Here is a 14384-nt window from a genome sequence, read left to right on the forward strand (position 1 = left end):
CTCCCCAAAGGAACTGGGGAGAGGGCCTGGCAGAAGGGGGCGCCTTAAGCGGCGATGAACTCGTTCCAGCGCCGAACCATGTAGCGGTCCTCATCCATGACGGAGTTCCAGCACGCGACATGACCAATGCGCTCTTCGAACGAACCACCGTCGCGAACAGCACCGGCCTTCTCCATGACTTTGCCTTCCGGTGAAAGGACATCGCTCTGCGCCGCCTTGCCCTCGATCCAGTAACCCCATTCATCGGCGGTCATGAACTTCTTGGCAGTCTCCATGCAGGCCGAGTAATAGCCTTGGCGGTTGAGGTAGCCGCCGACCCAGCCAGACGTGTACCAGTTGATGTATTCGTATGCCGCGTCGAGCTGAGCGCCCTTGAGGTGCGAGGCAAGGCCGAGACCGCCGCCCCACGAACGATAGCCTTCCTTGAGCGGCTGATACTTGCAGGCGATGCCCTTCGAACGGACGGCGGCAACGGCCGGCGACCACATGGACTGGATAACGACTTCGCCGGAGGCCATCAGGTTGACGGACTCGTCGAAGCTCTTCCAGAAGGCACGGAACTGGCCATCCTGCTTTGCCTTGATCAGGAACTCGATCGTCTTGTCGATCTCTTCCTTGGTCATATTGCCCTTGTCGGCATATTTGATGTTGCCCAAGGCTTCCATGATCATCGCGGCGTCCATGATGCCGATCGACGGGATGTTGAGGATCGAGGTCTTGCCCTTGAACTTCGGATCCATGATATCGGCCCAGGTGGAGATCTCGCGGCCGACGAGGTCAGGGCGAATACCTAGCGTATCGGCATTGTAGATCGTCGGCATCATGGTGAAGAATTCAGTCTCGCCCTTGGCGAAGGTCTTGGCATCCTTGCTTTCGACATAGCCGACCGTGTGCGGCGCCGTGCCCTGAGCGATAACGCTGTCTGGCTTCAGCTTGCCTGTCTTGAAAAGCGGCACGACCTGATCGTAATACTTCAGCTTCTTCGTTTCCATCGGCTGGATGACACCGGTTGGATAGACCTTCTTCAGGATCCAGTATTCGATATCGGCGATGTCGTAGCTGTCGGGCTGCGTCACGGCGCGCTGGGCGGCAGCGTCGGAATCGGTTGCCGTCATCTCGAGCGTGATGCCGAGGTCCTTTTTGCACTGCTCGGCGATGGCGTTGATGTTCGAAACGCCGGTGCCGAACTGACGAAGCGTGATGTTCGACTGTGCCCAGATGGTCGGGAAGCCAGTGATCAGGCCGGAGCCCGCGGCTGCACCGATGGCGGCAGCGCCCGTCTTTAGGAGGCTACGGCGGGAAATCCCCGGTTCCGTCTTGGTCGTCTTCTTTTCAGTTGTCATGTCAGTTCCCCTTTTTTTGGTGGTGAGGTTCATGCATGGCCAAGGAGGATCGCATCCTCCAGAGCCCAACTCAGAGACACCGCATCGCCGACCGATACGGGTTTGGCGAAGTAGTCGCCGTCATTCGCGATGACCGTGAAGTCGTCACTACCCGCGCCGACGACGGTGATCTTCACCGACGCGCCGCGATATTCAATGTTGGAGACGATGCCGTTGAGACCGAGCGTGTTGTCGGCGGACGCGTCGAGGCGGACGCGATCAGTGCGGACGCCGATATCGACGCTCTCGCCGACCTGTTTGCCATTGCCGCGCACGGAAAAGGCTTGCCCCTCCGGCGCCTCCAGCGTCGTGACCCCGTTTTGCGAGGAGACGACACGGCCAGACAGCACGTTGTGATCGCCCATGAAACGTGCGACGAACGCGGTGGCGGGCTCTTCGAACACCTTGCGCGGGGTTGCCGCCTGCTCGATCTTGCCGTCGTTCATGATGACGATCAGATCGGCCAGCGCCATCGCCTCTTCCTGGCTGTGCGTCACATGAACGAAGGTGATGCCGAGGCTCTTCTGGAGCTTCTTGAGCTCGGCGCGCATGCGGATCTTGAGAAACGGATCGAGTGCCGAAAGCGGCTCGTCGAGCAGCAGTGCCTCCGGATCGGTGATGAGAGCGCGCGCCAGCGCCACACGCTGTTGCTGGCCGCCCGAAAGCTGTGCCGGGCGCCGCGTCGCATAGGCGTCCATCTGCATCAGTGTCAGCATCTGCAGCGCCCTGGTGCGACGCTCCTCCTTGTCAACGCCTTTCATCTTCAGGCTGAAGGCGACATTGTCGATGAGGTCTAGATGCGGAAACAGCGCGTAGGACTGGAACATCATCGCAGTGCCGCGCTTGGCGGGTGGAAAATCGGTGACGACGGCATTTCCAAGCCTGATGTCGCCGGACGAAATGCTCTCGTGGCCGGCGATCATGCGCAGCGTCGAAGTCTTGCCGCAGCCCGAAGGCCCAAGGAAGCAGCAGTAGGAGCCGGCCGGAATCTTCAAGCTGATGGAATGGACAGCCGTGGTGGCGCCATACACCTTGGAAACGGATACTATATCGATCTCTGCGGCTTTCGACATCGGTCTTCCTCTATTCGAGAAAGCCAATGCATCTGCCGTGCCAGTTCCTGTTGCGTCGCATCAGCCATCGGCAAATCAGAGAGTTGTCCTGAAATTCCCGTTGTCTTAAAATTCAGGCGCTGGGCCAATCTGCACATAAAATAGGCTATCGTCTGCAATTCGTGCAGAGTATCGTATACAATTTAGACGTCACTTTGAGAGCAAATTCCATTTAACTTTTGCGGGAAACGCAGATATCATTTCCCGGTCAAAAGGTATCCGATTTCATGAAATCCTCCGCAACCGCCCTCCAAACCGCCGACGATTCAGCCGATACCGGCACGCAAAAAATCCGCGACGCGATCCGCGATGCAATCGTGGAACGGCGCCTGTCGCCAGGAACGAAGCTGTCGGAAACCGACGTTGGCAACCTGTTCAATGTCAGCCGAACGCTCGCTCGGGCAGCCTTGCAATCCCTTTCCTATGAGGGCCTCGTCAGTGTCGAGAAAAACCGAGGCGCGTTCGTAGCCTACCCTTCACCCGAAGAGGCACGGCAGATTTTCGCCGCCCGTCGTCTGATCGAGCCCGGAATTCTGCGGGAGGCGGCAGCCAGAATTACGCCTTCGCAGATCCAGCACCTGAAGCAATTGCTGCTGGAGGAAGGCCGACTAATGGGCGAACGCGGTCAGACGGCGCGCCGCGCCGAGATCAAGGCTTCCGGCGATTTTCACCTGACGCTTGCTGCGATATCGGGCAATGCCATCATGCAACGTTTCATGGATGAACTCGTTGCGCGCTCCTCGCTCGTGATCGCCCTTTACGGCCAATCGACCATCTCGAGCTGTGGCCATTCCGAGCATGGCGACATCGCCGCCGCAATCGAGCGAAGCGATCTGGAAGAGGCTTGCCGGTTGATGCTTCACCATATCGCGCATATCGAGGCCGACCTCGATCTACGCGAACGTAAGAGCGTCGGACTCAAGGAAGCTTTCGATCTGTAGCAAGTTCTAGCGTGGGATCCCGCCGCAGCGTAACCGGGGTGATGCGACCATCGGGAGGGAAGTCCATGGGCCGTGCCCATCGAGCGAGCGCTGGCCCAGTTCGGCAAGCATCGTCTGGTACATGTCTATCGGCTTCATTTCCATGGCGACGCTCTGCCGTTATACCTTTTCACCAAAACGGTATAACTGGCAAATTGCACGACAACCCCAAGGAATGTCCAGCCGCGCCTGCATAGCCAAGCTGACCAACGCACTGCGACCGATGGAGACGGACTTCTCCTTTCGCAGGCGTAACACCATCTCGTTGAGCGTGATGCCCTTCGCGACCTCACGCCAACCTCCGCGTCAGCCTTGTTTGGCTGGCGTCAACTGGCCATGTCGTGCGCTCGCGATCCAGGCGATCGCCGTCGAAACGCCAATCCCGCCTGCGGACCTGGCCGACACCCCATCTGCAGAGCCGTCAGGACGCGGCTGCGAAGATCGTTACTCATGCGGCTGCCGTGCTCCCTCCCGGCAAATCATCTTAGCAACGAAGGAATCATGAAATTCTCAGAGAGCGAACCCCAAACCCGAATTCGATTTCAATGGATGCGCTCTAGCTGTGAGCTTTCAGGAGGTTGTCCATTCGGAGCGGATCTAGGAGACTGGAGTTACCACGCCTCAGTTTTCCAGGATCGCGCCGAATGAACATTCATAAGAATGCACGTCTGACACCATTGCGTCGAGAAGAAATGGCCGTCTCCGTTCTCGGCGGTACGCTATCGAAAGCGCAGGCTGCCCGCCTCTATGGTGTCTCGCCAAAGATCGTGTCTCGCTGGGCCGAACGGTTTAGGATGTCGGGACGCGCGGGGATGATGGATCATTCGTCCCGCCCAAAACCAGTCCTCGGCAGGCGGATCAGGCTTTGTGCGAGCGCATTGTCCGTCTTCGAAGGCAGCGTCTGACGGGCAAGCATATCGCCATGGAAACAGGCGTCTCGCCCGCCACCGTCAGCCGTGTTCTCAGGCGAACGGGCTTGTCGCGGATGAAAGACATTGAGCCGGCGGAACCGATCGTACGCTACGAGTATGCACAGCCTGGTGGCCTGATCCGTCTGGACATCAAGCGCCTTGGCCGCTTTGACCGCGTTGGTCACCGGATCACCGGCGACAGGACCGGCCAGAGCAATTCGCGAGGTGTCGGCTGGGAATATGTTCATGTCTGCATCGACGATGCCTCCCGCATCGCCTTCACCAATATCTTCCCGGACGAAAAGGCCGTCAGCGCCATTGCCTTCCTCAAGGCGGCAGTCGCTTATTACGACAGCCTCGCCATCACGGTCACGCGGGTGATGACCGACAACGGCTCCTGCTACAAGGCCAAGGACTTCGCCAAAGCCTGCAAGGCGCTCGGCCTTAAGCACATCCTCACCAAACCCTACACCCTCATTCAGACCGCCTTGCGCGAATGGGCCTATGCACGTGCCTATCCTTCTTCAGAGCATCGAAAGGCGCATCTGCCCAACTGGACCCACATGTACAATTGGCATCGCCCTCACGGCAGTCTGAAATCAAAAACGCCAATCAGTCGCCTCGCCCTTAACCGAGACAACCTGTTGAGGCTCCACATCTAGCGCGCGATGTCGGCCGAGTGACCGGCCGCGTCATCGCCATCCCTTGGCTCCACAGCCGGTTGGTGTTCCACAAGGTCCACCGCCTCCTCCAACTCATCAAAAATCATGGTCGAGCCGACTCGGGCAAGGACACCGGATCGTTCCAGTATTTCCAGCGGCTCGCTGTGCAGTTCCACTATCGCGAACTTTATGCCGCGCTCCTCTGCCATTGTGCGTATCTCGTCAAGCATCACCGCTGCGGTGCTGTCAATCTGAGCGGCTGCTCCTGCGTCGAATATGAACCACTTGGTATCCGGTGCCAGCGTCGCAAAGATCTCTTCCATCCTGCTCTTTATGTGTTCCGCGTTGTAAAATAGCAGGCTCCCCTGAACGAGGTAGATCACCACGCCGGGAACTGGCTCTGCTTGGGGATAGCGATGAAGCTTGTAGAAGCCGTCGCGCCCTGGAATGCGTCCAAGCAATGCATCGCGCGGGGTCATTCCTTCCATGACAAGATATAGCAGTGTCGCGACCACGGCTATGATCACTCCCTGCAAGACGCCGAGGCTGAGCGCACCCGCAATGCTGATAACCGCAAAGAGAAACTCGATCCGACTGATTCGCCACAGTTGGCCCAGCGTTCTAAGATCGATGAGGCTAATGGCGGCCGACGCCAGCACGGCCCCAAGCGCGGGAGTGGGCAGGATCGCCAGCGCGTCGGTCAGAAACAGGACCGTAAGCGTGAGGGCGGCAGCCGAGATGACAGCCGCTACTTGAGTCTTTCCGCCCATGAGGTCGTTGATCGCGGTGCGGGAATCGGAGGCGGTGACTGCGAAGCCGCCGAACACTCCCGAGGCAAGGTTCGCCGCTCCAAAGCCAAGGAGCTCACGGTTGGCATCGACCGGATATCGGTTCTTCGCGCCGAAACTACGCGCGGTTACGATACCCGCGCCAAAGCTGACGATCAAAACGGCTGCCGCCCCGAGGATCAGGTCACCGATGGCGACATCCGGGATTGGGATCGACGGCGACGGTAGCTGGGAAGGGACAGCGCCAACAACACGAATACCCAAAGCCTGGAAATCAAAAGCGTAGGACAGGGCGGTTGCGAGTGCCATGACGACAAGCGGTCCTGGGACAGATGGTAGCCATTTGCCGAGAAGCCGGAGCACCACGAACAGTCCTGCCCCCAACCAGAGCGAAGGCCAGTGGATCAGGTCCGACTTTTTTGCGATTTCGACGAGTGGCCCGAACAGCCCGTCGCTTTCGATCTTCACCCCGGTAAAGCGGCCGATCTGTCCAATCAGGATCGATAGCGAGATGCCGGTCATAAATCCGGTCAGGATCGGACGTGAGAGGAGGTTGGCGATAAACCCCAGCCGAAGGAAGCTTGCCAGAAAGCAAAGGAGGCCGACCATTGCGGCGATCGCCGCGGAAGCCACGACGTTTTCGGCCGTCGACGACAGCCCGAAAGAAACAAGAACCGCTGCCAGCACCGTCACCGTGCCGGCGTCGGGGCCCACAATGAGCTGCCGCGACGAGCCGAGCAGGGCATAGCCAAGCACCGACAGGATGCTCGCGTAGATTCCGACTTCGGGTGGCAAGCCCGCCAGAGCGGGGTAGGCGATGGCGCTTGGCAAGCCAACCGCGGCAATGGCCAGCCCGGATGTCAGATCGTACCGGAGCCACTCCACCCGATATTCTCTCAGACTTGATATGAGGGGAAGGGTCGGCATGGCGGCGAAGATCTCCAACGGAAAATTCGGACGCTCGCGTTTGGGGGATGGCCGCCGCATCTGGCCGCACGCCGGTCACTCCGTCCTCGATAGGGCTGACCCGACGTCTAGTGTGTCAGATCGGGCACAACGTTCCTGTGGCTTTGATCTTCGACATAGTCGTCCGGCCGCTTCTGGCGCTTGCCGAGATCGGGTTCGCGAAATTTAACTCGCTCGTAGGGGATCGATTTGAGTATGTGCGAAATGCAGTTGATACGGGCGCGCTCTTTGTCGTCCGACGGAACGAGCCACCAAGGCGCCTGCTGATGGTTGGTCTTGCGCAGCATCTCGTCATAGGCACGGGTGTAGTCCCACCATTTGCGGTAGGATTCGACATCCATCGGGCTCAATTTCCACTGCCGCAGCGGGTCTTCGATCCGCCGCTTGAAGCGACGCTCCTGTTCTTCCTCGCTGACAGTGAGAAAATACTTCAATAGGACAATACCGCTTTCAACGATTGCCGCCTCAAATCGAGGAGCAAGTTCGAGAAACCTCTGGGCTTTCTTTTCGCTGCAGAACCCCATGACACGGTCGACGCCTGGACGATTGTACCAACTGCGATCGAAGATGACGATTTCCCCGGCCGCTGGCATGTGGGCAAGGTAGCGCTGCATGTACATCTGCGACTTTTCACGGTCGGTCGGCGCGGGCAGAGCAATCACACGAAACACACGCGGGCTCACTTTCTCGGTAATTCGTTTGATCATCCCGCCTTTGCCGGCGGCGTCGCGCCCCTCGAAGACGATCACGATCCTTGCCCCCGATTTCTTCACCCAGGCCTGCAGGTGCGCCAACTCCACCTGAAGCTTCTTTATCTCCTTGTCGTAGTTCCACGACTTGTCTTTCTTCGTTTTCTCTTCCGCGGGGGCTTCAAGGTCTAGGGCGTGCATTTTGGTCATGGCTCCCTCCAAGTTGATCGGCTTCCGGGCAGGCACTCTCCAACGGAGAGGATGGTAGCGCTTTTGGAGACGATATGCCTGTAGCATCGCGTAGCATCTATGGCGGCAGCATGTGACGGACCGGCAGCGGCGCTGCAGGCCCAATCCCTCAGTGCGGCGGGACAGGGATCCCGGCTGCGCGAACCCCATCCAGAAAATGTTCGCGATCTTCAGCGCGTTGGAAACGGGTCGATACCTCTTCGCGCACATTCAGGAGTATGCCCGGTGCATTTTGCTCGAACCATTCCCGTTCCATGCGAGCAGCCGCAATCTTGCCCTGCGCACCGAGCGCGCTAAGGAGAACGAGATGATGGATTGGATTGTAACGGAGGTCCGCCATTCGTGCCCAAACTTCCGCGGCTTCATAGTCACCACGCATATAGGCGCAGGTGGCGAGCCCTACCTCGTAATATCCTATCGGGCCGTTGATGCGGGATATCGCGCTCGACAGCAGTTCGCACCCGCTCTCCCATTTGCCGGACAATGCGAGTCTGAGGCCATACTCACCGGCCAGCTCGGTATCATTGGAATTGAGCGCGAGCGCCTCGGTACCTGTTCTGAGGGCCGCCTCGATGTCCCCCTTGAAAAAATACACCAGCATTTGCGCCTCCAACGCTCTCACGTTCTGGGGGTCCAGTGCGACGGCTTTTTCTGCGGCAATTTCCGCTCGTTCGAGCGACGGGCCTGGCGCCGTCTGTAACCTATATTGGAAGCGGACTTCGTCCACGTACGCCATGGAAAGAAGCGCCCAGAATGTCGAATATTGCGGGAACCGTTCCGTCGCGTGCTTCAGGCAGTCTCTTGCCAAAGCGTGCTTTTGGGGCTCAAGCGTCCCCCTGTAGGCGTAGTAGGCGAGCGTGCAGGCGTAGGAATCCCGGTCTTCCGGGAGCTGTTTGTCGATGCGGGCCGCATCGGTTTGAAAGACAATGCCAGACGGTTGCGCGATGGCCACGGCTACGCTTCTTGCCACATCTGTCTGGACTTCGAGCATTTCTCTGACACTGAATTGCTTGTCGTAGTTATTGGCCCAGATGACCGATCCGTCGGCTTTGTTCAGGAACCGAGTCGTCAAACGGAGCGTGTCGTCGTCCAGACGGACGCGGCCTTGAAGGATGTATCTTGCAGGCGATTGCCCGACCAACGAAGGTTCGGTTTCTCCTCGCGATCCGCCCGCTATGACAACGATCTCCTTGAATTTCGACAACTGTCCGATGACCTCATCGGTAAGACCGCGGGCGATGGCGGCTGCCTGCGGGGAGCCAGAGAGGTCTTCGAAGGGTTCAACGACGATCCGGGGCATGTCGACGCTGCTCAAATCGCTTCCAGGAGCGAGACGGACCAAACGCTCGATGTCCTTGACGGAAGACCCCACGAGGACGGTCCACAGTAATAGTGCCAGAAGTAGAACGGCCGCCCCGAGTGCCGCCGCGATCCAGATCCAATTCCCACCCCGCCTAGGTACATTTTCGTCGTGGATTGACAGATCCGGCTTGGTCGCGCGAGCAGGTTCAATCTCCTGACCGGGCGACACGTTCGGACGTGTATATCGGAACGCCGGTACGTAGCCGCCTTTCGGGATCGAGATGAAAACGGGATCGTCCTGTCCAGCCACGAGATAGTAGCGCTCGAGCGCACGGCGCATCCGACCAGCCTCTATGCGGACCACAGGGTCGTTCTGTGCATCGAAGGAACTTTCGCGTCCAAACACTTCGAGGGCGATCGAGTAGGCTTTCAGCCGATCGGATCGTCCTGCAAGCGCTTCATTGAGAATGTAGGATACGAAGGCCCGAGCTCGGTTGGGCGCATGAAACTCCGGGCTCGACAGGATGCGGTCATACTGTGCGCGCACTTCCGCTTCCGTAGGAACGGAGACGTCTTCCGTGCCGTCTCGTGAGGCGCCCAGCATTGCCTTCCCCAAGGCTTATTAAACCGCAAATGCACGTGTATCCTCGTGTATCATACATCTCTAAATAAACCACATGCAATATGATGAGTTCGATAAGTCGATCGAGTTCGGCGTTGTCGAGGAGATGTGATGGGATCGAGTTCAAACTATCCCGGTGCTATGTCAGGCCTTGCCATTGCATGCGCGCTTTTTCCTGCACGCGCACGAGAGATTGAAGTCTTGTTCGAGCGCAACGACAGCTTCAGAGGGCTCTGCGAGGACCTCGCCGCGGCGAACGAGGTACTCATGACAATCGATGGACTCCCGGTCGGCGTCCGTGATGCGAGGCGGCTTGAATACAAGGAGCTGATTTCGGGTCTTTCTACTGAAATCGAAGAGATGTTGTCCCTTGCCAAGGTCATCCGAATACCGCGAAAGGATCGGCGCCCGACGTAGTCCCGGTTGCTAACAGGCGTCGCGCTTGCGGAGTGAGCCTTTTGATCCACCACCAAACATAGAGGAATACTCGGCCAATGTTTCGTATATCGATCTGGAAAATCCTCGGCTTAAGCCCCACTCCAACGAGGATCGCAATGTTATTTGCTGCCTGCGCCTCGGTCCCGTTCTATCCCGTCGGCTATTCACAAGCCGCGGGCAATCAGTTCAAAGACTTTCCGTTCGTGATCGGTTGTGAATACAAGGGTATGTTCCACGCTTTTTTCCTCTCGAGAATAACGCCTGACGGACTGGCGACCTATGTCGCATCGGAACGGATTGCGGGTACGATTTCTCTGGATGGGCACGCAAAGGCGGTCGGCGAGCAGAAGGGTGGGACATGCGTGGGCAAGACACTCGAGGAACTGCGCAATTCGGGCCAAGCTCACTATCTACAGCCCTAGGGCTTACGTTTCGTCCAACGCAGGAGGGGGGCGGGGCGGCGACGGGCGTGCCATGCGTTTGTCGAAGGCGCGACCGAAGGGCTGGCGACAGGCAGTTGAAAGCTGTCCGCACCACCGGCGAGTGAGCGTCTATACCAATTTCGCCAGACGCAAGCGAGGCTGCCATCCCTACGGCCTGATGTATGTTCCCGTATGTTACGCCGTCAATCCAAGTGCCTCTTGTATAGTTTCAAGCCGTGCCAATCGAAGGAGGCCGATACCGATGCGAAGATCATTCAGGCTTTTGGTCGGATTGTCGGCCCTGGCGATCATATCGATACGACCGGATATGCCCGTGCACGCACAGGTGCCCACGCCGACGGCAAAACCGTCGGCCGAAGAGCCAGCCGAAACGGAAGGCGACCTCCTTGACGAGGAGGAACTTGAAGTCCTCGTGGCCCGCATTGCGCTTTACCCGGATGACCTGGTGGCGGCGATTTCCGCGGCGTCGCTTTTCCCGTTGCCGATAGTCGAGGCGGCACGGTTCCTCGAGGCGAAGAAGAAGGACGCCGATCTCAAGCCCAAGGACGACTGGGATGGGAGCGTCATCTCGCTCCTGAACTATCCCGATATTGTCAAGATGATGAGTGAGGACCTCGATTGGACCCAATCGCTGGCCGATGCACTCACGAACCAGCAGAAGGATGTGCTGATCGCCATTCAGCAGCTTCGCGACGAGGCAGTGGCAAAGAACATCATCAAGACCGACGACAAGGTCACGGTTGTCATGGAGAACGAGAACGTCGTCATTCGACCGACTGATCCGGAGAAGGTTTATATCCCGCAGTACCCGCCGGAGATGCTCTATGAACCGGGTTACGCGGTCGAGCCGATCTCCTATTACCCCGACCCTTACGACAACTACTATTATCCAGGGGCCGGTTTCTTTGCAGCGGCGGTAACCGGCGTTGCATGGGCGGCCGTCGTCAACTGGGACGATTGGGGCGTATGGGGTGGCGACTGGCGTGGTGACGTCGATATCGACTGCAACAACTGCTTCAACGACCGGAACTTCAACGGCAAGGTCAACTGGAACGACGTCGACTGGACCAAGGTGGACCGGAGCAAGTTGAGTATCGGAAAGGATCAACTCGCTAACATCGATCGGTCGGCGATCAAGTCCAGTCTGCAGTCCGACAACCGCAATCAGCTCAAGAACAAGGTCAGCGACCGGCAAGCAAATCGAGGGCCAGGAGCCAGGGACGTCGGCGCCCGTGCTAACGACATCCGCAAGGGCACGGTCGAAGGCCTGAAGGCAAATCCGAGAGCGGGGAACGCTGCGGCGAACCGGCCCGGGACACCGCGCCTTGATGCCCGCCCAGGCAATGTGGCCAACCGCCCGGATGCCCGGCCGGGGAATGCGGCCAATCGCCCAGGTAATGTGGCAAACCGTTCGTCAAGGCCGGCCGGCAAGGTCAACAGGCCAAGCGCACCGAAGATGGCGGCACGACCCGACAATCGCTCGCGTCAGCCAAGCGCCCTTGGCAACGTGCAGTCCGGTCGGCGTGAAGCGGTTGCTTCCAAGCGGGGAGGGCAGAGCATGGGAGGCGGACAACGCGGCGCGCCGCGCGCGGCGGCACAGCGCTCACGCCCAATGCCACATGGCGGTGGCGGGGGGCGCGGCGGTGGTCGAGGTGGCGGCGGTCGCGGGGGTGGCGGTCGTCGGTAATGTTTTCCAGCCTCTCGGATTTCCGGAGATAAACCATGAGACTACAGTTGAGATTGATCGCGCTGCTGCTCGGAACGGCACTATCCGTAGCCATTGCAGCCCCATCCGTGGCCCAGATGCAGACGGATCTTTCGGAGTTCGAGGCGGGGACGCCGCCATCGTTCGACGATCCCTCGGCGCTGCTTGACCGGCTCAAGGCCGTGCTGAGTGCCAACGATATCGACGGTTTGGCAACTCTCCTTGGCCTGGACGCGGCCAAGCTGCGCTCCAGCAAGGAGGCCATGGTAAGCTACGGACTGATCCGCGAGGGTGCTGCGCGGCAATTGCGACTTCAGGATCTCGGAGATCGCAAGATCGTTGCCGTGGGGGACGTGTTGTGGCCTTTGCCGTTCCCCTTGTCGAAGGACAAGGACGGCAAGTGGGCTTTCGACACGGAGGTTGGTCTGCAGGAGATCATCAATCGCCGGGTGGGCCAGAACGAGCTTACGACAATTCAAACGATGCATGACTACGTGCTCGCTCAGGACCAGTATGCTCAAATCGACGAGGACGAGGATGGCGTCTACGAGTTCGCTCAGCGGCTGATCAGCAGCCTCGGCAAGCGGGACGGCTTATATTGGGAGCCCGGTCTGTTCGATGAGGAGAGCCCGGCCGGACATCTGATAGAGACGGCGGCTTTCGGCAAGGCTAAGCGTGGCGAAGGGTACTATGGATATCGCTATCGTATCTTGACCGCCCAGGGTTCCAACGTGATTGGCGGCAAGCAGAATTACATCGTCAATGGCAACATGACAGCCGGATTTGCCTTGATCGCGTGGCCGGTGACGTATCGCGTGACCGGGGTGCAGACGTTCATCGTCAACGGCGCGAACATCGTCTATGAGCGGGATCTGGGGCCGCAGACGGAGCAGCGGGTCTCAACGATCAAGGAATTCAATCCGGATGATAGCTGGACGATCGTGCGCGACTAGCCATAGAGGCAGGCTCCTGAGGCGTATGCTACCGTATGATACCGTCCGCGACCTGTATCCTACTGCCCACTGCAGGTTATCGGGCCTATCATCCGGCGGTTTCTTGGAGGTATGGCGATGGCAAAGGGTGAAGCAACTGGCACCAATCCTGCCGCAATGAGTGCGGAAGAACTGAGAAAGAAAGCCTTGGAACTGAAGCTCGCGGAGATGGAGCGCGAAGACAAGATAAAATCACGGGAGGCGAAGAAGCATTCCGAGTTTGTCGAAGACTTCTTCCGCAAGCATATAGGCGACGACGAACGTGCCGTTATCAGGCGCGTAGTGACAAAGGCGGCCGCGGACGGAAAGTTCGAGGCCATGGTCTACAGCTTTCCATCCAGCTTCTGCACCGACAGCGGCCGGGCCATCAACAATAATCTCCAAGGGTGGCAGAACACGCTGCAGGGCAAGGCCAAGGAGGTTTACGAGCTGTTCGAAACCGTAGGAAGACCACAAGGCTACACGCTAAAAGCAGTGGTCATCAATTATCCGGGAGGCATGCCGGGCGACATCGGTTTCTTTTTAGGCTGGGAGCCGCCGCTGGAGTGACCACAGACGAGGCAACGCCACAAGCTGCGAAACCATTCGGAACGGGCGCAATGAAGACGATCGAGATCGAACGGAAGTTCCTGGTGCGCAACGATGACTGGCGCGCGAGCGTGACTTCGTCCCACGAAATTCGCCAGGGTTACCTGACCCGCGGGCGCGAGAATTCTGTAAGGGTTCGTACAGTCGACGGTCTGTCGGCACGGCTGACCGTGAAGTTCGGAAAACGGGGCCTCAGCCGTGAAGAATACGAATACGACATACCCTACGCAGAAGCGGTCGAGCTCCTCTCCCACGCAATTGGCGGCATCGTCGAAAAGACGCGCTACACCGTGCCACATCGTGGGGTCGTATGGGAGGTCGACGTTTTCGGTGGCAGGCATGACGGTCTGACGATTGGCGAAATCGAACTGAACAGCGAGGAGAGCAACCCTTCAATTCCAAAATGGCTTAGCAGAGAAGTCACCGGTGACAAACGATACTCCAATCGATCATTGGCGACGAGCACACTTGCGATCGCCCTGAACGCTGGTTCGCCTGCCACAACGACCGCTCGGCAGAAACCGTCCGGTTCCTATCAGGACTGAACTCGCTGAT

General features: G+C 58.7%; 12 protein-coding genes and 3 pseudogenes. 8 read left to right on the forward strand and 7 right to left on the reverse strand.

The features are described 5' to 3' along the window. Positions 1-44: 44 nt before the first annotated feature. Together LPU83_RS61660 and LPU83_RS61665 are read right to left on the reverse strand one after the other, a co-directional pair. Positions 45-1343, reverse strand: coding sequence for an ABC transporter substrate-binding protein (locus LPU83_RS61660; protein WP_024316539.1), 1299 nt, complete (start codon positions 1341-1343; stop codon positions 45-47). 29 nt (positions 1344-1372) lie between these two features. Then, entirely contained in the window at positions 1373-2455 is a 1083-nt protein-coding gene (locus tag LPU83_RS61665) for an ABC transporter ATP-binding protein (protein ID WP_024316538.1), read from the reverse strand. A gap of 266 nt (positions 2456-2721) precedes the next feature. Between LPU83_RS61665 and LPU83_RS61670 the strand changes: the two genes are divergently transcribed. Then, positions 2722-3435: a GntR family transcriptional regulator gene (locus LPU83_RS61670; RefSeq protein ID WP_024316537.1), complete on the forward strand. Its 714-nt coding sequence runs from the start codon at positions 2722-2724 to the stop codon at positions 3433-3435. 22 nt (positions 3436-3457) lie between these two features. Here the strand turns inward: LPU83_RS61670 and LPU83_RS75915 are convergent. Further along, a pseudogene (locus tag LPU83_RS75915) lies at positions 3458-3573 on the reverse strand (nucleotidyltransferase family protein); the annotation flags it as partial. A gap of 74 nt (positions 3574-3647) precedes the next feature. Beyond that, a pseudogene (locus LPU83_RS74460) lies at positions 3648-3926 on the reverse strand (IS630 family transposase); the annotation flags it as partial. 192 nt (positions 3927-4118) lie between these two features. Between LPU83_RS74460 and LPU83_RS61675 the strand changes: the two are divergent. Continuing rightward, positions 4119-5047: pseudogene (locus LPU83_RS61675) on the forward strand (IS481 family transposase). Here the strand turns inward: LPU83_RS61675 and LPU83_RS61680 are convergent. The 3 genes from LPU83_RS61680 to LPU83_RS61690 form a co-directional block, all read right to left on the reverse strand. Further along, positions 5044-6762 carry a SulP family inorganic anion transporter gene (locus tag LPU83_RS61680; protein ID WP_167546226.1) on the reverse strand — a complete coding sequence of 573 codons (1719 nt, stop codon included), beginning with the start codon at positions 6760-6762 and terminating at the stop codon, positions 5044-5046. The pseudogene LPU83_RS61675 and the gene LPU83_RS61680 sit on opposite strands and share 4 nt — an antisense overlap. 107 nt (positions 6763-6869) lie before the next feature. After that, positions 6870-7700 (reverse strand): polyphosphate kinase 2, encoded by an 831-nt coding sequence (ppk2, locus tag LPU83_RS61685; protein WP_024316535.1) that lies wholly within the window; start codon positions 7698-7700, stop codon positions 6870-6872. Positions 7701-7848: 148 nt separating this feature from the next. Further along, positions 7849-9645 carry a membrane protein gene (locus LPU83_RS61690; RefSeq protein ID WP_024316534.1) on the reverse strand — a complete coding sequence of 599 codons (1797 nt, stop codon included), beginning with the start codon at positions 9643-9645 and terminating at the stop codon, positions 7849-7851. 129 nt (positions 9646-9774) lie between these two features. On the opposite strand from LPU83_RS61690, the gene LPU83_RS61695 reads away from it, so the two are divergent. The 6 genes from LPU83_RS61695 to LPU83_RS61720 all read left to right on the forward strand — a co-directional run bounded on the left by LPU83_RS61695 (position 9775) and on the right by LPU83_RS61720 (position 14374). Next, positions 9775-10080 (forward strand): hypothetical protein, encoded by a 306-nt coding sequence (locus LPU83_RS61695; protein ID WP_024316533.1) that lies wholly within the window; start codon positions 9775-9777, stop codon positions 10078-10080. Between the two features lie 137 nt (positions 10081-10217). After that, positions 10218-10523, forward strand: a complete 306-nt coding sequence (locus LPU83_RS61700) for a hypothetical protein (protein ID WP_037070938.1) — start codon at positions 10218-10220, stop codon at positions 10521-10523. Positions 10524-10785: 262 nt separating this feature from the next. Then, entirely contained in the window at positions 10786-12231 is a 1446-nt protein-coding gene (locus LPU83_RS61705) for a DUF3300 domain-containing protein (RefSeq protein ID WP_040680809.1), read from the forward strand. A gap of 35 nt (positions 12232-12266) precedes the next feature. Next, positions 12267-13202: a DUF2950 family protein gene (locus LPU83_RS61710; RefSeq protein ID WP_024316530.1), complete on the forward strand. Its 936-nt coding sequence runs from the start codon at positions 12267-12269 to the stop codon at positions 13200-13202. A gap of 111 nt (positions 13203-13313) precedes the next feature. After that, entirely contained in the window at positions 13314-13790 is a 477-nt protein-coding gene (locus tag LPU83_RS61715) for a hypothetical protein (protein ID WP_037070936.1), read from the forward strand. Positions 13791-13840: 50 nt separating this feature from the next. After that, positions 13841-14374: a CYTH domain-containing protein gene (locus LPU83_RS61720; protein WP_024316528.1), complete on the forward strand. Its 534-nt coding sequence runs from the start codon at positions 13841-13843 to the stop codon at positions 14372-14374. Positions 14375-14384 lie beyond the last annotated feature (10 nt).

Origin of the sequence: Rhizobium favelukesii (genome assembly GCF_000577275.2) — a bacterium.
GTDB classification, from domain to species: Bacteria; Pseudomonadota; Alphaproteobacteria; order Rhizobiales; family Rhizobiaceae; genus Rhizobium; species Rhizobium favelukesii.

What these genes read in the sequence shown, in the direction of transcription:
- LPU83_RS61700 (WP_037070938.1), top strand. Translation starts at nt 10,218, where the DNA reads ATGTTATTTGCTGCCTGCGCCTCGGTCCCGTTCTATCCCGTCGGCTAT.
- ppk2 (WP_024316535.1), bottom strand. Translation starts at nt 7,700, where the DNA reads ATGACCAAAATGCACGCCCTAGACCTTGAAGCCCCCGCGGAAGAGAAA.
- LPU83_RS61720 (WP_024316528.1), top strand. Translation starts at nt 13,841, where the DNA reads ATGAAGACGATCGAGATCGAACGGAAGTTCCTGGTGCGCAACGATGAC.
- LPU83_RS61690 (WP_024316534.1), bottom strand. Translation starts at nt 9,645, where the DNA reads ATGCTGGGCGCCTCACGAGACGGCACGGAAGACGTCTCCGTTCCTACG.
- LPU83_RS61660 (WP_024316539.1), bottom strand. Translation starts at nt 1,343, where the DNA reads ATGACAACTGAAAAGAAGACGACCAAGACGGAACCGGGGATTTCCCGC.
- LPU83_RS61705 (WP_040680809.1), top strand. Translation starts at nt 10,786, where the DNA reads ATGCGAAGATCATTCAGGCTTTTGGTCGGATTGTCGGCCCTGGCGATC.
- LPU83_RS61710 (WP_024316530.1), top strand. Translation starts at nt 12,267, where the DNA reads ATGAGACTACAGTTGAGATTGATCGCGCTGCTGCTCGGAACGGCACTA.
- LPU83_RS61670 (WP_024316537.1), top strand. Translation starts at nt 2,722, where the DNA reads ATGAAATCCTCCGCAACCGCCCTCCAAACCGCCGACGATTCAGCCGAT.
- LPU83_RS61665 (WP_024316538.1), bottom strand. Translation starts at nt 2,455, where the DNA reads ATGTCGAAAGCCGCAGAGATCGATATAGTATCCGTTTCCAAGGTGTAT.
- LPU83_RS61680 (WP_167546226.1), bottom strand. Translation starts at nt 6,762, where the DNA reads ATGCCGACCCTTCCCCTCATATCAAGTCTGAGAGAATATCGGGTGGAG.
- LPU83_RS61715 (WP_037070936.1), top strand. Translation starts at nt 13,314, where the DNA reads ATGGCGATGGCAAAGGGTGAAGCAACTGGCACCAATCCTGCCGCAATG.
- LPU83_RS61695 (WP_024316533.1), top strand. Translation starts at nt 9,775, where the DNA reads ATGGGATCGAGTTCAAACTATCCCGGTGCTATGTCAGGCCTTGCCATT.